The organism is Chromobacterium sp. Ag138 (genome assembly GCF_055181315.1).
This window is the reverse complement of the sequence record NZ_JBUPWA010000001.1, coordinates 4,736,567-4,755,895: the sequence shown is the minus strand read 5'-3', so window position 1 is coordinate 4,755,895 and position 19,329 is coordinate 4,736,567. Positions and strand designations below refer to the sequence as shown.

Annotated in this window: 20 protein-coding genes; 5 read left to right on the top strand and 15 right to left on the bottom strand. The window is 63.0% G+C overall.

Translation table 11 applies throughout. The features are described 5' to 3' along the window. Positions 1 to 32: 32 nt before the first annotated feature. From tdh to hemB, 4 genes are all read right to left on the bottom strand, one after another. Positions 33 to 1,058, bottom strand: a complete 1,026-nt coding sequence (tdh, locus tag ACY3GB_RS22055) for an L-threonine 3-dehydrogenase (RefSeq protein ID WP_463090622.1) — start codon at positions 1,056 to 1,058, stop codon at positions 33 to 35. 55 nt (positions 1,059 to 1,113) lie between these two features. Further along, the gene (locus ACY3GB_RS22050) at positions 1,114 to 2,313 is read right to left on the bottom strand and encodes a glycine C-acetyltransferase (RefSeq protein ID WP_463090621.1); all 1,200 of its coding nucleotides are present in this window, start codon (positions 2,311 to 2,313) and stop codon (positions 1,114 to 1,116) included. Positions 2,314 to 2,446: 133 nt separating this feature from the next. Beyond that, the gene (locus tag ACY3GB_RS22045) at positions 2,447 to 2,647 is read right to left on the bottom strand and encodes a hypothetical protein (RefSeq protein WP_463090620.1); all 201 of its coding nucleotides are present in this window, start codon (positions 2,645 to 2,647) and stop codon (positions 2,447 to 2,449) included. Positions 2,648 to 2,835: 188 nt separating this feature from the next. After that, positions 2,836 to 3,843, bottom strand: coding sequence for a porphobilinogen synthase (gene hemB, locus ACY3GB_RS22040; RefSeq protein ID WP_463090619.1), 1,008 nt, complete (start codon positions 3,841 to 3,843; stop codon positions 2,836 to 2,838). A gap of 437 nt (positions 3,844 to 4,280) precedes the next feature. Here hemB and ACY3GB_RS22035 point away from each other — a divergent pair, with 437 nt between their 5' ends. Beyond that, the gene (locus ACY3GB_RS22035; RefSeq protein ID WP_463090618.1) at positions 4,281 to 4,520 is read left to right on the top strand and encodes a hypothetical protein; all 240 of its coding nucleotides are present in this window, start codon (positions 4,281 to 4,283) and stop codon (positions 4,518 to 4,520) included. A 124-nt stretch (positions 4,521 to 4,644) separates the two neighbouring features. Further along, the gene (locus tag ACY3GB_RS22030; protein ID WP_463090617.1) at positions 4,645 to 5,763 is read left to right on the top strand and encodes a porin; all 1,119 of its coding nucleotides are present in this window, start codon (positions 4,645 to 4,647) and stop codon (positions 5,761 to 5,763) included. A gap of 120 nt (positions 5,764 to 5,883) precedes the next feature. Here ACY3GB_RS22030 and dnaJ read toward each other — a convergent pair whose 3' ends face one another. The 4 genes from dnaJ to grpE form a co-directional block, all read right to left on the bottom strand. Beyond that, positions 5,884 to 7,008: a molecular chaperone DnaJ gene (gene dnaJ / locus ACY3GB_RS22025; RefSeq protein WP_463090616.1), complete on the bottom strand. Its 1,125-nt coding sequence runs from the start codon at positions 7,006 to 7,008 to the stop codon at positions 5,884 to 5,886. 13 nt (positions 7,009 to 7,021) lie between these two features. Next, on the bottom strand, positions 7,022 to 8,131 hold the full coding sequence (locus tag ACY3GB_RS22020) for a fatty acid desaturase family protein (protein WP_463090615.1): 1,110 nt from the start codon (positions 8,129 to 8,131) through the stop codon (positions 7,022 to 7,024). Between the two features lie 119 nt (positions 8,132 to 8,250). Then, positions 8,251 to 10,179, bottom strand: coding sequence for a molecular chaperone DnaK (gene dnaK / locus ACY3GB_RS22015; RefSeq protein WP_463090614.1), 1,929 nt, complete (start codon positions 10,177 to 10,179; stop codon positions 8,251 to 8,253). Between the two features lie 114 nt (positions 10,180 to 10,293). Beyond that, complete coding sequence (gene grpE, locus ACY3GB_RS22010) at positions 10,294 to 10,839, bottom strand: nucleotide exchange factor GrpE (protein ID WP_463090613.1); 546 nt, start codon at positions 10,837 to 10,839, stop codon at positions 10,294 to 10,296. Positions 10,840 to 11,280: 441 nt separating this feature from the next. On the opposite strand from grpE, the gene aceA reads away from it, so the two are divergent. Beyond that, positions 11,281 to 12,579: an isocitrate lyase gene (gene aceA / locus ACY3GB_RS22005; RefSeq protein ID WP_463090612.1), complete on the top strand. Its 1,299-nt coding sequence runs from the start codon at positions 11,281 to 11,283 to the stop codon at positions 12,577 to 12,579. Between the two features lie 96 nt (positions 12,580 to 12,675). After that, the gene (gene rraA / locus ACY3GB_RS22000; RefSeq protein WP_463090611.1) at positions 12,676 to 13,155 is read left to right on the top strand and encodes a ribonuclease E activity regulator RraA; all 480 of its coding nucleotides are present in this window, start codon (positions 12,676 to 12,678) and stop codon (positions 13,153 to 13,155) included. Here the strand turns inward: rraA and ACY3GB_RS21995 are convergent. Continuing rightward, positions 13,152 to 13,559: a GFA family protein gene (locus ACY3GB_RS21995; RefSeq protein WP_021478193.1), complete on the bottom strand. Its 408-nt coding sequence runs from the start codon at positions 13,557 to 13,559 to the stop codon at positions 13,152 to 13,154. The genes rraA and ACY3GB_RS21995 overlap by 4 nt on opposite strands. A 166-nt stretch (positions 13,560 to 13,725) precedes the next feature. Here ACY3GB_RS21995 and ACY3GB_RS21990 point away from each other — a divergent pair, with 166 nt between their 5' ends. After that, positions 13,726 to 14,523: a substrate-binding periplasmic protein gene (locus ACY3GB_RS21990; protein WP_463090610.1), complete on the top strand. Its 798-nt coding sequence runs from the start codon at positions 13,726 to 13,728 to the stop codon at positions 14,521 to 14,523. A 70-nt stretch (positions 14,524 to 14,593) separates the two neighbouring features. On the opposite strand, the gene panD is transcribed toward ACY3GB_RS21990, so the two are convergent. The 6 genes from panD to pcnB all read right to left on the bottom strand — a co-directional run bounded on the left by panD (position 14,594) and on the right by pcnB (position 19,223). Beyond that, positions 14,594 to 14,974, bottom strand: a complete 381-nt coding sequence (panD, locus tag ACY3GB_RS21985) for an aspartate 1-decarboxylase (protein ID WP_046168240.1) — start codon at positions 14,972 to 14,974, stop codon at positions 14,594 to 14,596. Positions 14,975 to 15,037: 63 nt separating this feature from the next. After that, entirely contained in the window at positions 15,038 to 15,871 is an 834-nt protein-coding gene (panC, locus tag ACY3GB_RS21980) for a pantoate--beta-alanine ligase (RefSeq protein ID WP_463090609.1), read from the bottom strand. Between the two features lie 18 nt (positions 15,872 to 15,889). Continuing rightward, entirely contained in the window at positions 15,890 to 16,678 is a 789-nt protein-coding gene (gene panB / locus ACY3GB_RS21975) for a 3-methyl-2-oxobutanoate hydroxymethyltransferase (protein WP_463090608.1), read from the bottom strand. 51 nt (positions 16,679 to 16,729) lie between these two features. After that, a complete protein-coding gene (locus ACY3GB_RS21970; protein WP_021478188.1) occupies positions 16,730 to 17,365 on the bottom strand; it encodes a deoxynucleoside kinase in 636 nt (211 codons plus the stop codon). Next, on the bottom strand, positions 17,362 to 17,874 hold the full coding sequence (gene folK, locus ACY3GB_RS21965) for a 2-amino-4-hydroxy-6-hydroxymethyldihydropteridine diphosphokinase (RefSeq protein WP_463090607.1): 513 nt from the start codon (positions 17,872 to 17,874) through the stop codon (positions 17,362 to 17,364). The genes ACY3GB_RS21970 and folK overlap by 4 nt, the downstream gene beginning before the upstream one ends. Then, a complete protein-coding gene (gene pcnB / locus ACY3GB_RS21960) occupies positions 17,871 to 19,223 on the bottom strand; it encodes a polynucleotide adenylyltransferase PcnB (protein ID WP_463090606.1) in 1,353 nt (450 codons plus the stop codon). The genes folK and pcnB overlap by 4 nt, the downstream gene beginning before the upstream one ends. Positions 19,224 to 19,329 lie beyond the last annotated feature (106 nt).

The following is a 19,329-nucleotide window of genomic DNA, read 5'->3' as shown; positions in this document are numbered from 1 at the left end:
CCGCTTCGGATGCGGTCGAACCGGGACGACGCTCAGCGCCAGTCCAGGATCACCTTGCCGCTCTGGCCGGACAGCATGGCGGCGAAGCCCTGCTCGAACTCGTCCACCTTGAAGTGGTGGGTGATGATGGGGCTGATGTCCAGGCCGGACTGGATCAGGGCCACCATCTTGTACCAGGTCTCGAACATCTCGCGGCCGTAAATGCCCTTGATTTCCAGACCCTTGAAGATCACCTGGTTCCAGTCGATGGCGGTATTGGACGGCGGAATGCCCAGCAACGCCACCTTGCCGCCGTGGTTCATCGTTTCCAGCATCTGGCGGAAAGCCTGCGGATTGCCGGACATTTCCAGGCCCACGTCGAAGCCTTCGGTCATGTGCAGCTCCTGCATCACCGCCTTCAGGTCTTCGCGGGCGACATTGACGGCGCGGGTGGCGCCCATCTTCTTCGCCAGATCCAGCCGGTAGTCGTTGACGTCGGTGATCACCACGTGGCGCGCGCCGACATGCTTGGCGATGGCCACCGCCATGATGCCGATCGGACCGGCGCCGGTGATCAGCACATCCTCGCCCACCAGGTTGAAGCTCAGCGCGGTGTGCACGGCGTTGCCGAACGGGTCGAAGATGGAAGCCAGATCGTCGGAGATGTCGTCCGGGATCGGAAAGGCGTTGAAGGCCGGAATCACCAGGTATTCGGCGAACGCGCCCTCGCGGTTGACGCCCACGCCGGTGGTGTTGCGGCACAGGTGGCGGCGGCCGGCGCGGCAATTGCGGCAATAGCCGCAGGTGATGTGGCCTTCGCCGGACACGCGCTGGCCGATCGTGAAGCCCTGCACTTCCGAACCCATGCCGGCGACGACGCCAACATATTCATGGCCGACGTGCATCGGCACCGGGATGGTCTTTTGCGACCATTCGTCCCAGTTCCAGATGTGGATGTCGGTGCCGCAGATCGCGGTCTTGACGATCTTGATCAACAGATCGTTGTGGCCGACTTCCGGCAGCGGAACGTCGGTCATTTCCAGGCCGGGAGCGGCCTTCAGCTTGGCAAGCGCCTTCATGTCTCTATCCTTGGGCGCGCGGGCGTCTTGCCCGCGCCGCCTGTCATGCGGTCAATCAGATTACGCCCAGCTCGCGGCCCACCTTGGTGAACGCGGCCACGGCCTTCAGCACCTGCTCTTCGCTGTGCGCGGCGGACATCTGGGTGCGGATGCGCGCCTTGCCCTTGGGCACCACCGGGTAAGAGAAGCCGATCACGTACACGCCTTCGGCCAGCAGCTTGGCCGACATTTCGCCGGCCAGGCGGGCGTCGCCCAGCATCACCGGGACGATCGGGTGCTCGCCCGGCACCAGGGTGAAGCCGGCGGCGGACATTTCCTTGCGGAACAGCTCGGCGTTGCGGCGCACCTTGGCGCGCAGCTCGGCGCCCTCGCCGCTCTTCAGGATGTTCAGCACTTCCACGCTGGCGGCCGCGATGGCCGGGGCCAGCGTGTTGGAGAACAGATAGGGGCGCGAGCGCTGGCGCAGCAGATCGACGATGGGCTTGTGCGCGGCGACGTAGCCGCCGGACGCCCCGCCCAGCGCCTTGCCCAGCGTGCCGGTGTAGATGTCGACGCGGTCGGACACGCCGCAATATTCCGGCGTGCCGGCGCCGGTCTCGCCGATGAAGCCGACCGCGTGCGAATCGTCCACCATCACCAGCGCGTCATGGCGCTCGGCCAGATCGCAGATGCCCTTCAGGTCGGCGATGATGCCGTCCATCGAGAACACGCCGTCGGTGACGATCAGCTTGAAACGGGCGCCTGCCGCCTCGGCGGCGAGCAGTTGCGCCTCCAGATCGGCCATGTCGTTGTTTTTGTAGCGGAAGCGCTTGGCCTTGGACAGGCGCACGCCGTCGATGATGGAGGCGTGGTTCAGCTCGTCCGAGATCACCGCGTCCTCTTCGGTCAGCAGGGTTTCGAACACGCCGCCGTTGGCGTCGAAACAGCTGGAATACAGGATGGTGTCGTCGGTGCCCAGAAAATCGGAGATCGATTTTTCCAGTTGCTTGTGGATGGACTGGGTGCCGCAGATGAAACGCACCGACGCGCAACCGTAGCCGTACTGGTCCATGCCGGATTTGGCGGCCAGCACCAGGCGCTTGTCGTCGGCCAGGCCCAGGTAGTTGTTGGCGCAGAAATTCAGCACATGCTCGCCGCCGGCCAGCGCGATGCCGGAGCTTTGCGGCGTGGCGATCACGCGCTCCGGCTTCTCGAAGCCGTCAGCCTTGATCTGGGCCAGCGTCGCCTGCAGGTGGGCAAGATAGGTGTGGTTCATGGCAGTCCTTTGAATTGGACGGACGCGGGAATCGAACCGGCGTCCGCAGGCACCGCGCGCCGCCCATGGCGGATGCGCGCCGAAAACTGTCGCCATTCTAGCCCAGCCGCATGCGCGCTAGCAGTGACAGTTATCAGTATTTTGGCGGCTCTCTGTCACCGTCATGCAACTTTTCCGGAACATCGTCCTGCTCGTCCCAGCCCAACGGCTGGACGCCGGGCGGCAGCTTGACCGGCGGCTCGCGCCGGGCGAGCCGAGCCAGCGTGCCAATCACGAGGATGGCCGGCGCGGCGATCACCGCCAGCCAGAACCAGGTTGAATGCAGCACATCCATATATTGCCCTTAGAGCGGCTAACAAAAATCAGTTCGACCACTGATGCAAGGCGCGCCGACGCAGACAGTACTTGGGTACGGCAAGTCGGCGCAACGCAGCATCGGGAATTTTTTTAGCCACTCTTAGATAGACAAACACCCCTCGCCGCGATCTTGGCCAGGGGTGCGGCTCTTACATCTATTATCGGCTATCCGCGCTGGCGCAGCAGGCGGGCGGCGTCCATCGCGAAATAGGTGAGGATGCCGTCGGCACCGGCGCGCTTGAACGCCAGCAGGCTTTCCATCATGCACTTCTCTTCGTTGAGCCACCCGTTCTGGAACGCCGCCTTCAGCATCGCGTACTCGCCGGAAACCTGGTAGGCGAAGGTCGGCACATGGAAGGCGTCCTTCACACGGCGGATCACGTCCAGGTAGGGCATGCCGGGCTTGATCATCACCATGTCGGCGCCCTCCTCCAGATCCTGCGCCACCTCCTGGATCGCCTCCTCGATATTGGCCGGGTCCATCTGGTAGCTGTTCTTGTCGGCCTTGCCCAAGTTGGCGGACGAACCCAGCGCGTCGCGGAACGGGCCGTAGAAACCGGACGAGTACTTGGCGGAGTAGGCCAGGATCTTGGTATGAATGAAGCCCTCTTCCTCGAACGCCTCGCGGATGGCGCCGATGCGGCCGTCCATCATGTCGGACGGGCCGAACACGTCGACGCCGGCCTCGGCATGGCACAGGCCCTGCTTGATCAGGATTTCGGTGGTCTCGTCGTTCAGCACGTAGCCGTTGGCGTCGATGACGCCGTCTTGCCCGTGGATGGTGTAGGGATCCAGCGCGCCGTCGGTCATCACCCCCAGCTCCGGGAAGCGCTTTTTCAGCTCGCGCACCACGCGCGGAATCAGCCCGTCCGGGTTGTAGGCCTCGCTGCCTTCATTGTCCTTGTTGCCTGTGATCACCGGAAACAGCGACAGCATCGGAATGCCCAGCTCCAGCGCCTCTTCGGCCACCGGCAGCAGCTTGTCCAGCGTCAGGCGCGGCGCGCCCGGCATCGACGGCACGCCCACCACCTGATTGCTGCCCTCCATCACGAAGACCGGGTAGATCAGATCGTTGGTGGTCAGCACGTTCTCGCGCATCAACCGGCGGCTGAACTCATCCTTGCGCATCCTGCGCATGCGGGTCACCGGGAAATAGCGATTAGCAAAAATCATGACGACAGCCCCCTAAAAAAGACATCGGCAATTGTACGCCCAATCCCCACGATGCGGCAGCGGGCTTTACGCATCGCCCCGATGCATCCGCGCAGCATTCGTCGCTCCACCGCGCTCCGGCCGCGGCGGCGTTGGACATCCGCGGTTCATAGTAGAAAAGCAAAACCATCCATTTTTCAAATTCATTTAAGCATCCATCAGCTTTTTCAATGCCTGGCCTCACATTTTCCCATCCCGCGCGCCCAATCCGATCTAGCAGCCATGCCCCCGCAAGCGCCTCAGCAAACGACAGGCGCGGCCGAGGCAAGCTGCGCGGCCAACAAAGATATCCGCTCGACAAACGGCCTGCGGCTCAGATCCGGCGGCCGGTTAGCGCCCACACCGGGCTGAGGCTGGCTGCCAGCCAATCCAGCGGCATTCCCAGGCCATGGAATTGCATGACAAAAACTCAATCATCATTAATTGTGCAATTGCAACAAAATGCAAAAAAGCAACAAACATTATCATTATCGGCTGAAATTTTTATATTCCATACAAATCAAGGCTTACGTAAGGATAGGGAATCCAGCACAGCAAGCACAAATAAATCATTGAACAAAAAGAAAATAATTAAAACAACTCAGGATAATTTCATTAAAAATCAAAAGTCATTAAAGTCAGCCTTCTTGATATGTTAACAAGTATGTCTTGACGAAAAACTCATCCCTCACACACACTGCCGAACCTATCACGACGGAATAAAAACAACACCGTCGGAAGGCGCCTCTGGGCAAAAAATCGAAACAAAGGGTTTTAGAGAAAATGAAGAAAATCGCACTCGCCGCCGCCATCGCAGCGGCCATCCCGGCATTCGCTCAAGCCGATGTCAATATCTACGGCTCGCTGCGTGCCGGCGTTTCCGTCACCAAGAACAGCACCAACAACTACAGCTCCACTTTCGGCGTCGACGACTTCGGCAGCCGCATCGGCTTCCGCGGCAATGAAGACCTGGGCAACGGCCTGAAAACCATCTGGCAGGTGGAAACCGGCTTCGCCATGGATGGCGTCTCGGGCGGTGGTTCTGCATCCGGCACCTTTGCCAACCGCGAAAGCTACGTTGGCATTGACAGCAATTACGGCAAGCTGCGCGTAGGTTACTTGACTGACGTGCTGGGCGACAGCGAAGCCACCGACAACCTGTACGGTCCGCGCCGCGATGGCATGGGCACCAACTTCCCGTTGTACGAGGCAACCGACCTGTTCTCCTACGGCGACAGCCGCTTTAAGAACAGCATCCGTTACGACTCCCCTACCTGGAATGGCCTCAACCTCACCCTGCAATACGGCGCGGGCGAGAACTCCGCAGCAGGCCAAATGAAACAGGGCGAACAATACGGCGCACGTTTGGCCTATCAGAACTCCGGCTTCTTCGGTGCCTGGGCCTACGCCGGCGTGCTGAATACCAAAGGCGGCAGCAACAGCTCCACCAACCGCCTGGAAGGCGGCTACAGCGCCAACGACCTGTACCTGGCCGCCACCTATCAGTGGCTGACCACCTACGGCAACGCTCTGGCGCAAACCAAGAATGCCAACGGTCAAACCGTCTACGTTCTGCCTGGCATCAATCAATTGAGCCCGACTATCGGCAGCGGCATCAACAAGGTGGAAAACACCGGCTGGGCCATCAACGCCGCCTACACTATCGGCAACTTCAAGCCATCCATCGTTTACTCAAAGCGCGGCGACGCCAAGATCGACGGTGTACGCTACAGCCTGGGCGCCAGCCAGTGGGCCGCCGCTCTGGACTACACCATGAGCAAGAGAACCATGGTGGAAGTCGGCTACGGCCAAGTGAAGGAAAACAAGGATGCCCAAACCATCAATCAGCACAGCAAGGACACCTCCTCGCTGACTTGGGCCATGATCAAGCACAACTTCTAAGTCTTCCCGGTTTCAGGAATGTGCGAACGGCCGCCCGATGGGCGGCCGTTTTGCTTTGCGGCGCCCAAGCAAAAACGCCAGCCCTGAGGCTGGCGTTTTACGGGGTCGGCGAAAAGCGGCTTATTCGAAGAAATCGCGCAGCTTGTCCATGAAGGACTTGGAGCGCGGATTGTGCGTCGCCACATCACCCTGGCTGATCGCCTCGAACTCGCGCAGCAGCTCTTTCTGGCGCTCGGTCAGCTTGACTGGGGTTTCCACCACCACATGGCAATGCAGGTCGCCGAATTCGGCTCCGCGCACCGCTTTCACGCCCTTGCCGCGCAAGCGATAGACGCGCCCGCTCTGGGTTTCCGGCGAGATCTTCACTTTCGCCATGCCGTCCAGCGTCGGAATTTCCACCTCGCCGCCCAATGCCGCGGTGGAGAAGGAAATCGGCATCTCGCAGTGCAGGTCCATGCCGTCGCGCTGGAACACCGCGTGCTGCTTGATGTGGGTGACCACGTACAAGTCGCCCGCCGGGCCGCCATTCTGGCCCGGCTCGCCCTCGCCGCCCAGACGGATGCGGTCGCCCTCGTCGACGCCTGCCGGGATCTTCACGTTCAGCGTCTTGGTGGTCTTCTTCTGTCCTGCGCCGTGGCAGCTGGTGCACGGATCGGTGATCTGCTTGCCGCTGCCGTGGCAGGTCGGGCAGGTCTGCTGGATCGAGAAGAAGCCCTGGCTCATCCGCACCTGGCCGTGCCCGCCGCAGGTGGCGCAGGTCTTGGGTTGGGTGCCGGGCTTGGCGCCGGTGCCGCTGCAGGTGGAGCAGGATTCGTGCGACGGAATGCGGATCTGCTTCTCGCAGCCGCGCGCCGCCTCTTCCAGCGAAATCTCCATGTTGTAGCGCAGGTCAGCGCCGCGGTAGACATTGGAGCGCCCGCCGCCGTTGCCGCCCCGGCCGCCGCCGAAAATGTCGCTGAAGATGTCGGCGAAATCGCCGAAGCCGCCGAAGCCTTGGCCGCCGCCCGCGCCGGCCTGCGGGTCAACCCCGGCGTGGCCGAACTGGTCGTAAGCGCCGCGTTTCTGGCTGTCGGACAGGATCTCGTAGGCTTCCTTCACCTCCTTGAACTTGTCCTCGGCCTCCTTGCTGTCCGGATTGCGGTCCGGATGGTACTTCATCGCCAGCTTGCGGTAGGCTTTCTTGATGTCGTCGTCGGAGGCGTCGCGGTTGACGCCGAGCACGTCGTAGTAGTCTCGTTTGGACATCTTGCTGTCACTCTCAAATTCTGGTTGCCGCAGCAACAGGGCCCACGCTCAGCGCGGCCGGTTGTCGCCCCATCTGTTTCAAAAAGCGGAAATGCGCCCTCATCGCCGACCACACCGACCGGAACGACTGATAGGGCATGCCATGCTCGCGACAGGCTTCGGCGACTATCCTGCTCAGCGCCGGATAGTGGACATGGCTGGTCTTGCGGAACAAATGATGCTCGACCTGGAAATTCAGCCCGCCCATGTAAAAAGTCACCAGGCGGTTATCGCAAGCGAAATTGGCCGTGGTTTTCAACTGGTGCACCGCCCACTCGTCCGCCATCTTGCCGTCGTCGCCCGGCAGCGGAAACGCCGCGCCTTCCACCGTGTGGGCCAGCTGAAACACCACCGACAAGGTCAGGCCAAACAGCAGGTGCACGCCCAGAAAGGCCAGCAACACATGCGAAAACGGATGGTACAAAGCAGGCAGAACCAGCGCATAGCCGATATACAGCAGCTTGGTGGCCACAAAATAAGGCCATTCCCACCAGGCCCGCTTCGGCAGCGGCGTGTCGCCGATCTTGCCGCGTATCATCTTGTGCCAATCGCTGAACAGCAACCAGAACAGCGTCAACAGGCTATACAGGACCACCGCGTACCAGTGCTGCAGCCGGTGCCAGGGCCGCCACGGCGCGGAGGGCGACAAGCGCATCAGGCTGCCCAGCGCGATGTCGTCGTCCTTGCCGTCGACATTGGTGTAAGTGTGGTGCAGCACATTATGCTTCTGCTGCCACATGCTCTGGCTGCCGCCCAGCACTTCCATGCTGGAGCCCATCAGCCAGTTCACCCAGCGCTTGCGCGAATAGCTGCCGTGGGCGCCGTCATGCATCACGTTGAAGGCGATCAGCACCAGGCCCTGCGTCAGGCCGAACCCGGCCAGCAGCGCCGACCACAGATGCTCCGCGCCCCACACCAGCATCGCGTAGCTGAAACCAGCCAGCGCGTAGGAAAACACGGTCTTGAAATGCAGTAGCCGGTTGCCGGTGTGGCGCTGGCCGGTTTGCTGAAAGTAGGCGTCAACCCGGGACTTCAGCGTTTCGAAAAACGGCCCGCGGGCCGAAAAGGTGATACGGGAAGACATGCACTCTCCAAAAGACCGGACCTGAAGGCAGTCACGCAAACGCCGATGACCGGACCAAGCCCCGGGGCTTCCCGGAGGGCTTGGCCCGGTCATCTGGCGCTGTCATGACAAGACGGCTATCAGGCCTTGTCTTTCTTCACTTCTTCGAACTCGGCGTCCACTACGTTGCCTTCGTCCTTCTTGTCGCCGGCGGCGGCTTGCGCGCCTTCGGCGCCGCCTTCCGCCTGGGCAGCCTGGGCGTACATGATCTCGCCCAGTTTCTGGCTGGCCTTGGCGAGTTCTTCGGCCTTGGCTTCGATGGCATCCTTGTCGTCGCCCTTCACCACTTCCTCGGCCGCCTTGATGGCGTCTTCGATCTTGGCCTTTTCATCGGCGCCGATCTTGTCGCCGTGCTCGGACAGCGATTTCTTGATGCTGTGGATCAGGCCTTCCGCGTGGTTGCGCGCGGTCACCAGCTCGTGCAGCTTCTTGTCTTCCTCGGCGTTGGCTTCGGCGTCCTGCACCATGCGCTCGATCTCGGCTTCGGACAGGCCGGAGGAGGCCTGGATGGTGATGTTGGCCTGCTTGCCGGAAGCCTTGTCCTTGGCGGACACGTGCAGGATGCCGTTGGCGTCGATGTTGAACTCAACCTCGATCTGCGGAATGCCGCGCGGCGCCGGCGGGATGTCGCCCAGATTGAACTGGCCCAGCGACTTGTTGGCGGCGGCCTTCTCGCGCTCGCCCTGCAGCACGTGGATGGTCACCGCGGTCTGATTGTCGTCGGCGGTGGAGAAGGTTTGCGACGCCTTGGTCGGGATCGTGGTGTTCTTCTGGATCAGCTTGGTCATCACGCCGCCCAGGGTTTCGATGCCCAGCGACAGCGGAGTCACGTCCAGCAGCAACACGTCCTTGCGGTCGCCCGACAGCACCGAGCCCTGGATCGCGGCGCCGACGGCCACGGCTTCGTCCGGGTTCACGTCCTTGCGCGGCTCCTTGCCGAAGAATTCCTTGACCGCGTCCTGCACCTTGGGCATGCGGGTCTGGCCGCCCACCAGGATCACGTCGGTGATGTCGGACAGCGACACGCCGGCATCCTTCAGCGCCACGCGGCACGGTTCGATCGAACGGGCGATCAGGTCGTCCACCAGGCTTTCGAACTTGGCGCGGGTGATCTTCATCGCTAGGTGCTTCGGACCAGTGGCGTCCATGGTGATGTACGGCAGGTTCACTTCGGTCTGGGTAGCCGAGGACAGCTCGATCTTGGCCTTCTCAGCCGCTTCCTTCAGGCGTTGCAGCGCCATCACGTCCTGCTTCAGGTCGACGCCCTGCTCCTTCTTGAACTCGGTGACGATGTAGTCGATCAGGCGCTGGTCGAAGTCTTCGCCGCCCAGGAAGGTGTCGCCGTTGGTCGACAGCACTTCGAACTGGTGCTCGCCGTCCACGTCGGCGATCTCAATGATGGACACGTCGAAGGTGCCGCCGCCCAGGTCGTACACCGCGATCTTGCGGTCGCCTTCCTGCTTGGCCAGGCCGAAAGCCAGCGCGGCCGCGGTCGGCTCGTTGATGATGCGCTTCACTTCCAGGCCGGCGATGCGGCCGGCGTCCTTGGTGGCCTGGCGCTGGCTGTCGTTGAAGTAAGCCGGCACAGTGATCACCGCCTCGGTGACTTCTTCGCCCAGGTAGTCTTCGGCGGCCTTCTTCATCTTGCGCAGCACTTCGGCGGAGATTTGCGGCGGAGCCAGTTCCTGGTCGCGTGCCTTCACCCAGGCGTCGCCGTTCTTCGCCTTCAGGATTTCGAAAGGCATCAGGTCGATGTCCTTCTGCACTTCCTTGTCTTCGAAGCGGCGGCCGATCAGGCGCTTGGCGGCGTAAATGGTGTTCTTCGGATTGGTCACCGCCTGGCGCTTGGCCGGCGCGCCCACCAGGATCTCGCCGTCTTCTACGTAGGCGATGATGGACGGGGTGGTGCGGTTGCCTTCGGCGTTTTCGATGACTTTCGGGTTGCCGCCTTCTACGACTGCCACGCAGGAGTTGGTGGTGCCCAGGTCGATACCAATGATTTTACCCATGATGTATTCCTTTTCTCTATTCGTTCCGGCTTTGGCTTGTCTGATAGCCAGAGCCTGTTGTCTCAATAAATATTGGCTATGCCGCGCTTTTCAAGAGGGCGGCATCCGCCTTTTTTATGCTTTGGCCTTGGCCACCACCACCATGGCCGGGCGCAGCACGCGGTCGGCCAGCAAATAACCCTTCTGCATCACGCGCACCACGGTGTTCGGCTCGGCGTCGGACTCTTCCGCGCTCATGGCCTGGTGCTGGTGCGGGTCCAGCTTGTCGCCGGCCTTGGGCGCGATGTCCTTGATCTGCGCCTTGTCGAAGGCGGAGACCAGCTGTTTCAGCGTCATGTCCACGCCCATTTTCAGGGTGTCGATCTGGCCGCTCTGGTCCAGCAGCGCCATTTCCAGATAATCCTTGACCGTCACCAGCTCGCCGGCGAACTTGCCGATCGCATATTTGTGCGCGGCAGCCACCTCTTCCTGCGCGCGGCGGCGCTGGTTCTCCAGCTCGGCGCGGGCGCGCAGCAGGGTGTCGTTCAGTTCGGCGATTTCGGCTTCCAGCCCGGCGATGTGCTGCTCGGGAGTCTGCTCCAGCTCGGTATGCGCCGCGCTGGCGGTATCGGTCATTTCGTTTTCCACGGCTTCCGCCGTCTGATTTTGGTTCTCTTGCATGACGTTTCCTCGGAATTGCACCAGCTAAATTGATGTCCAGACCCAAGGTAGGGACTTTCGCAGCGATTTCAAGCCCTGATTCGCATATCTCTACATCAAGAAAAAAATAGTCAATGCGCGTATTTCTACGGCTGATTTTTCGCAAAGAATGCATTTGCTGCATTCAAATATTCGTTTGAAGCAGCACATTGTTAGCTAATGAAAATGTTGGATTTTTTCTGTGCTGCACTGCACACAATGCGATTTTTTTGTGCTTATAATGGCCGCACACCAAGGAGAAAGCCGTTGCGGCGGCGCAAAAACGCAGCCGCGCTCGGCCTAGGAAAATCAGGTCGAACAGACCCGGTTTCGACAAAAATCCGGCACACCGGATACGCCGTACAGCCATCGAGGACGCCGGTTCGCCGGCGAGCACAGAAACGTTTCGAGAAGGGTTTCAACATGACGACTCGCGAACAACGCATTGCAGCCATCCAGAAAGACTGGGACGAAAACCCGCGCTGGAAGGGAATCAAGCGTGGCTACAGCGCCGCCGACGTCGAGCGCCTGCGCGGCTCGCTGCAGGTGGAATACAGCCTGGCGCGCCACGGCGCGGAAAAGCTGTGGAAGCTGGTCAACAGCGAACCGTACATCAACTGTCTGGGCGCGCTGACCGGCGGCCAGGCCATGCAACAGGTGAAGGCCGGCGTCAAGGCGATCTACCTGTCCGGCTGGCAGGTGGCTGCGGACAACAACGAATATTCGGCCATGTATCCGGACCAGTCGCTGTACCCGGTCGACTCGGTGCCCAAGGTGGTGGAGCGCATCAACAACGCCTTCACCCGCGCCGATGAAATCCAGCACGCCAAAAACATCGAAAAAGGCGACAAGGGCTATGTCGACTACTTCGCGCCCATCGTCGCCGACGCCGAAGCCGGCTTCGGCGGCGTGCTGAACGCCTACGAGCTGATGAAGTCGATGATCCGCGCCGGCGCCGCCGGCGTGCACTTCGAAGACCAGCTGGCCTCGGTGAAGAAATGCGGCCACATGGGCGGCAAGGTGCTGGTGCCGACCCAGGAAGCGATCCAGAAACTGATCGCCGCCCGCCTGGCGGCCGACGTCTACGGCGTGCCGACGCTGGTGATCGCCCGCACCGACGCCGAGGCGGCCGACCTCTTGACCAGCGACGTCGACCCCAACGATGAGCCCTTCCTGACCGGCGAGCGCACCGCCGAAGGCTTCTACAAGACCAAGAAAGGCCTGGAGCAGGCGATCAGCCGCGCGGTGGCCTACGCCGACTACGCCGACCTGGTGTGGTGCGAGACCGGCACGCCGGACCTGGAGTTCGCGCGCAAGTTCGCCGAAGCCGTGCACGCCAAGCACCCGGGCAAGCTGCTGGCCTACAACTGCTCGCCGTCGTTCAACTGGAGAAAGAACCTGGACGACGCCACCATCGCCAAGTTCCAGCGCGAGCTGGGCGCGATGGGCTACAAGTACCAGTTCATCACCCTGGCCGGCATCCACAGCATGTGGTTCAACATGTACGACCTGGCGCAGGATTACGTGGCGCGCGGCATGTCCGCCTACGTCGAAAAGGTGCAGGAGCCCGAGTTCGCGGCGCGCGACCGCGGCTACACCTTCGTGTCCCACCAGCAGGAAGTGGGCACCGGCTACTTCGACGACGTCACCACCGTGATCCAGGGCGGCGCCTCCAGCGTAACCGCGCTGACCGGCTCCACCGAGGAAGAACAGTTCCATTAAGCCGCCACAAGCGGCGCACCCAAAGCCCGCGTACCCCGCGGGCGATGCCGCCCACCCTCAACGGTGGGCGGCATTTTCATATCCGGGAGAACGATAATGAGCTTGGCCACCACCGATCTTTGCGATGCCTACGACGCGGAAATCCAGGTTCTGGACCCGATCTTTCAATCGTTCGGCGGCAACATCCGCTTCCACGGCCCGATCGCCACGCTGAAGCTGTTCGAGGACAACAGCCTGGTGCGCGCAACGCTGGACGAGGCCGGTCTTGGCCGGGTGCTGGTGGTGGACGGCGGCGGCTCGCGCCGCTGCGCCCTGCTGGGCGATCAATTGGGCGAACTGGCGGTGAAGAACGGCTGGGCCGGGCTGGTGATAGACGGCTGCGTGCGCGACTGCGCGGCCCTGGCCAAGCTGCCGCTGGGGGTCAAGGCGCTGGCCGCGCATCCGCGCAAGTCGGTGAAACGGGGAAGCGGCCAAAAAGACATCGCCGTGCGCGTCGGCGGCTGCGACTTCTCGCCCGGCCAATGGCTGTACGCCGACGAGGATGGCGTGATCGTCAGCGCCCGGCAGCTGGCCTAACCGCCGCAGCGCTGATGCACCGGCAGCGCGCTTTGCGCGTTGGCGGTGCCCCACTCCAGCCGCTGCTCCCACCAGGTATGGTGCTCCGGCACCAGCACCTCGGGCGTGTCCAGCGACGCGGCGGTGACATCGATCTCTTCCGGATCGGACTCGTGGAAATAGGTGAGCGTGGAGCCGCAATGCGGACAGAAGCCGCGCGACACCGCCGCCGACGAGTGATATTGCATCGGCCGCTCGCCGCGCCATTCCAGCTCGTGCACCCTGATGGTGAACCAGGTGACGAAGGCGGCGCCGCTGGCCCGTCGGCAACTGCGGCAGTGGCAATGGGTGATGTGGCATGGCGTGCCGCGCAAGCGATAGCGCACCGCGCCGCACAGACAGCCTCCGGTCAGGCCTACGCTCATCGACGCTCCTTCGCAGGATTGGAATGCGGCGTCCGCCGCCTCTCCATTTCACTATGCCTCAGCCATGCTGCAAGTGCAAAAAAACCATTGCGCCAATCCCGCCAGGCATCCCGGACAGATGGCGAACACCGCATACAATGGAATATGCTCCCCCCGGGAAACCGCCATGCGCCGCATCCTCTCCGCCTTCCTGCTCTGCCTGGCGCTGCCGCATGCGCCCGCTTCGGCCCAGGAACCCGACCGTTCGCCGGTGCGCATCTGCGACGACGGCGACGAATGGCCGCCGTACACCTATTACCGCCGGACCGACGGCAAGCCGACCACCGAAATCACCGGCTTTTCGGTAGAAGTGATCAGCGCCATTCTCGGCAAGCACGGCATACCGTTCTCTATTGTCCTGCCGCCGTGGAAACGCTGCCTGGCCTCGATAGAGGCGGGCGAGAACTACGTGATGGCGCTCAGCGCCAGCAAGAATCCGGACCGGGAAAAGCGCTTCCTGTTTTCAGCGCCCTACTACCAGACCCATTATTACGTGTTCTACGCGAAAGACCGCTTTCCCGGAGGGCTGAAGCTGGACAGCCAGGCCGACCTCAACCGCTATCGGCTGGGCGGCGTCAAAGGCTATGCCTACGCCAGCCTGGAGAGCGTGGACAAGGCCAGAATGATACTCGCCGCCAGCTATCCCGAACTGGTGAAGATGATGAAGGCCGGCCGGCTGGACGTGTTCGCGGAAGACTATGAAGTGATGGCCGGCCTGGCCAGCATCGGCACGCTGGACGTGATCGATGACGCCGCCATCGGACACGCGCCGCTGCCCGGCACCCGTCCCAACCCCTTTCACATGATTTTCAGCCGCAAAAACCCGCGCGGCGAGGCATTGCGGCAGCTGGCGGACGAAGAGCTGGAATCGATGCGACGCTCCGGCCAGTTGGCCCGCCTGTTGGCCAAGTACGTCAAACGCTAGCCCAAAAGCCAATCGCCGCGGGCGGCCCTTTCGGACTGCCGCGCGGCGACAAGGCGGAGCGAATGGATGATCAGGCCGGCTGCGTCGGCGTGGCGCCCTTCACTTCGGTGAGGCGGTTTTCGCCGTCGACGAACACCAGCTTGGGCGAATGGCCCTTCAGCTCGGCGTCCTCGTACTGCGCGAACGAAGCGATGATCAGCAGGTCGCCCGGCGCGGCGCGGCGCGCGGCCGAACCATTGACCGAAATCACGCCGGAGCCGCGCTCGGCCTTGATCGCGTAAGTGGCGAAACGCTCGCCGTTGGTGACGTTCCAGATCTGCACTTCTTCGTACTCGAGAATGTCCGCCGCTTCCAGCAGGTTCTCGTCGATGGCGCAGGAGCCGATGTAATGCAGCTCCGCGTGCGTGGTGGTCACGCGGTGGAGCTTGGACTTGAGCATATTGCGTTGCATGGCAGTTTTCCTTCTCGTTCCGCTTCGCGGCGTCCGGCGCGGCGTCGGCCGTGCCGACGGCTGTCAGCGGAATACCTCGATATTGTCGATCAGACGGGTCTTGCCCAGCCTAGCGGCGGCCAGCGCCACCAGCCGCTTCTCGCCGGCGTGGGCGACTTCCAGCGTGTCGGCCTGGCGCACTTCCACGTAATCCACGGTCCAGCCGGCGGCGGCCAGATCGTCGCGCGCGGCGTTCTCCAGCGCGGCGTAGTCCTGGCTGCCGGCCAGCAGGCCGTCGCGGATCATGGACAGGTTGCGGTACAGCCGCGGCGCCTCGGCGCGCTCCTCGGCCGACAGGTAGCCGTTGCGCGACGACAGCGCCAGGCCGTCGGCGGCGCGGCCGGTGTCCACCGGCACGATTTCGATCGGCGAATTCAGGTCGGCGATCATCGCCTGGATCACGTGCAGCTGCTGATAGTCCTTTTTGCCGAAACAGGCCAGGTCCGGCTGCACGATGTTGAACAGCTTGGTGACCACGGTGGCCACGCCGCGGAAGTGCCCGGGGCGGAAAGCACCGCACAGCTCGTTCTGGATGTGCGGCGGCTCGACGTTGAAGTCCTGCCGCACGCGCGGGTACAGCTCGCGCTCGGTCGGGAAGAACAGCGCGTCCACGCCGGCGGCGGCCAGCTTGGCGCAATCGGCGTCGAAAGTGCGCGGGTAAGCGTCGAAATCCTCGCCCTGGCCGAACTGCAGCCGGTTGACGAAGATGCTGACCACCACCTTTTCGGCGCGTTCGCGCGCCGCGGCCACCAGCTTCAGGTGCCCCTCATGCAGATTGCCCATCGTGGGCACGAAAGCCAGCTTGCCCGCCTGCTTGCGCCAGGCGCGCATCTCGGCCACGGTACGGATGATTTCCATCTCTGTTCTCTTCCGGGCTCAGTAAGTATGTTCCGCCGCCGGGAAGGATTGATCCTTCACCGCCTTGACGTAGGCTTGGACAGCGCCCTGGATGCTGCCGGCCTCTTCCATGAAATTCTTGACGAACTTGGCCTTCTTGCCCGGGTACACGCCCAGCATGTCGTGCAGCACCAGCACCTGGCCGGAAGTCTCCGCGCCGGCGCCTATGCCTATGGTCGGCACCTTGACCGTTTCGGTGATCTCTTTGGCCAGCGGCGCCGGCACGCACTCCATCAACACCAGGCTGGCGCCGACTTCGGCCAGCGCCTTGGCGTCGTTCAGGATGCGCTGCGCGTCCTCGCCCCTGCCCTGCACGCGGTAGCCGCCGAACATGTTGACGTACTGCGGCGTCAGGCCGATGTGGGAACAGACCGGGATGCCGCGCTCCACCAGAAAGCGGGTGGTCTCGGCCATATAGGCGCCGCCTTCCAGCTTCACCATGTGGGCGCCGGCCTGCAGCAGGCGGGCGGCATGGGCGAAGGCTTGCTGCGGGCTTTCCTGGTAGGCGCCGAAAGTCATGTCGCCGAGGATCAGCGCGTTCTTGCTGCCGCGGGCCACGCAGCGGATGTGGTAGAGCATGTCCTCCTCGCTGACCGGCAGCGTGGAGTCCACGCCTTGCATCACCGGCCCCAGCGAGTCGCCGACCAACAGAATCTCCACGCCGGCGTCATCCAGCAGGCTGGCGAAGCTGGCGTCGTAGCAGGTCAGCATGGTGATCTTCTGGCCTTCTTCCGCCAGCTTGTGCAGGGTATTGACGGTTATTTTCATTTCTCGGCTTCCTCGTGTTCCATCTGCGGCGTCGCGCGGGAACCAACCCGGTCAGACGCTCTTGTTGAAATAACTGCGCTGGCCGCGCATTTCCGCAATGCAGCGGATCAATAACTCGAAGTCCTCGCCTCCGTCCACCAGATTCAAATGATCGGTGTTGACGATCAGCAACGGCGCCGACTCGTACTGATGGAAAAACTCGCTGTAGCCGGCATGGACGCGCTTGAGGTAGCCCTCGGGGAAGTTCACCTCGTAGTCCACCGCGCGCGCGGCCACTCGCTGCAGCAGGATGTCCTCGGACGCCTGCAAATAGATCACCAGGTCCGGCACCGGATGCTCCGGCAGCGCCAGCCTCGCCAGGCGCTGGTAGACCGCCAGTTCGTGCTCGTCCAGATTGAGGCGGGCGAACAGCGCGTCCTTCTCGAACAGGAAGTCCGACACCAGCGGCGCGGCCTGCAGCTCGCCGCTGATCATCTCGCGCGCGATGTCCGCCCGCTGCAGCAGGAAGCTCAGCTGGGTGGACAGCGCGTGGGCCGGCATATTGCGATAGAAGCGCGGCAGGAAAGGATTGGCGGCCGGATCCTCGGCTTTCAGCTGCACGCCCCAGTACTCGGACAGCCGGCGGGCCAGCGAAGACTTGCCCGAGCCTATCGGCCCCTCCACCACCACGTATCGCAATTGACTCATGCTTGTTCCTGTTTATTCGGGTTGGCCTCGTCGTCCAGGCGCTCCACGCCGTCGCCGGCCAGCGCCGCGGCCAGCGCGGTCACGTCGCCGACGCCCGGCAGCGTCGCTCCGCCGGCGATCTCGGCCAGCGGCGCCATCACAAAGGCGCGCTCATGCATCCGGGGATGAGGTAGGATCAGCCGCGGATCCTCGAGAAAGACGCCATCGTAATACAACAAGTCAAGATCCAGCACCCTTGGCGCGTTGCGGAAGCTGCGTTCGCGGCCGAAGCGTTGCTCCAGCGCCAGCAATTCGTCCAGCAGCCGATGGGGCGGAAGCGCTGTGTCCAGCAAGGCTACCGCGTTGATGAAATCGGGCTGGTCGGCGTAACCGACCGGCGCGGTGCGGTACAGCGAGGAATGCCTGACCATCTCGGTCTCGGCCAAATGGCCAAGGGCCGCGAGAGCGGCCCTGACCTGCTGTTCCGGCTGCTCCAGATTGCTGCCCAGAGCCACGTAGGCCAGCGTCACTCGGCGCTCTCCCCCGCGCCCTCGGGCTTGCGGCGGCCGCTGCGCCGGCGGCGGCGCTTCTTGGCCGGCTCCTCGGCGCCGCCTTCCTTGGCCTCGGCGATCAGGCGCTCGCACTCGTCGCCGTCGGCGCGCTGGAAGCGCTCCCACCACTCGACCAGGGCGCTCGGCACTTCGCCGGCCTCGCTGCGCAGCGCCAGGAAGTCATAGGCGGCGCGAAAGCGGGGCTGCTCGAGGAAACGGTAGGGGCGGCCGCCGGTGCGGCTGTCGAAGCGCGCCTGCAACGTCCAGATTTCGCGCATGGTCACGCTGAAGCGGCGCGGAATGGCGAAATCGTTGTCCTGTTCGTTCTCGACATCGGAAATGGCGTCCAGCAGCGCCGGCAGGCTCTTCTCGCCGGCCTCGCAGCGGCGCTGCCAGCCCTGGGCCACCTGGCGCCACAGCAAGGTGGCCAGTAGGAAGCCTACGGAAATCGGCTTGTCGGCGCGCAGGCGGGCGTCGGTGCTGTCCAAGCTCAGCTTCAGGAAGGCGTCTTCGCCGCCCTTGTCGTCGATCACCGCGTCCAGCAGCGGGAACACGCCGCGCGCCAGGCCCTCTTCGCGCAGCTTTTTCAGGCAGGCGTAGGCATGGCCGGACATCAGCAGCTTGAGCAATTCATCGAACAAGCGGGCCGGCGGCTCCTTCTTCAACAGATGGGCGTGGGAACGGATCGGCTTCTTGGTGTCCTCGTCGATCTCGAAGCCCAGCTTGGCCGCCAGACGCACCGCGCGCAGCATGCGCACCGGGTCTTCCTGATAGCGGCGCGCCGGCTGGCCTATCATCACCAGCTTCTTGGCGTGCAGGTCCCTGACGCCGTTGTGGTAATCGATGACGGTTTCGTTGGACGGATCGTAGAACAGCGCGTTGACGGTGAAGTCGCGGCGGTGCGCGTCCTCTTCCTGGCTGCCGAAGCTGTTGTCGGCCATGATGCGGCCGGTTTCATTGGTGTCGTCGACGCTGCCGCCGCGGAAGGTGGTCACCTCGATGGTTTCCGGGCCCATCATCACGTGGACGATGCGGAAACGGCGGCCGATGATGCGGGAACGGCGGAACAGGTGATGCACCTGCTCCGGCGTGGCGTTGGTGGCCACGTCGAAATCCTTGGGCGAGACGCCCAGCATCAGGTCGCGCACGGCGCCGCCCACCACGAAGGCCGAGAAGCCGGCCTCCTGCAGACGGGAGGTCACGCGCAGCGCGGCGTGGCTGAGCTGGTCGCGGCGAACGCCATGCTGCGGCAGCGGATAGACGCGCGGCTTGCCGCGGCGCTTGCCCATGGGCAATTCCAGAACTTTACGGATGAGCTTGCGGATCATTTGGAAGATAGTGGCTTGGAATGCTGGATTCGCAAGGTTAGAGATTCAAGGTCGCGATTATAGCCCGAATCCCCGCGGAAAATACACATGCCCCTTCCCTCCCAGA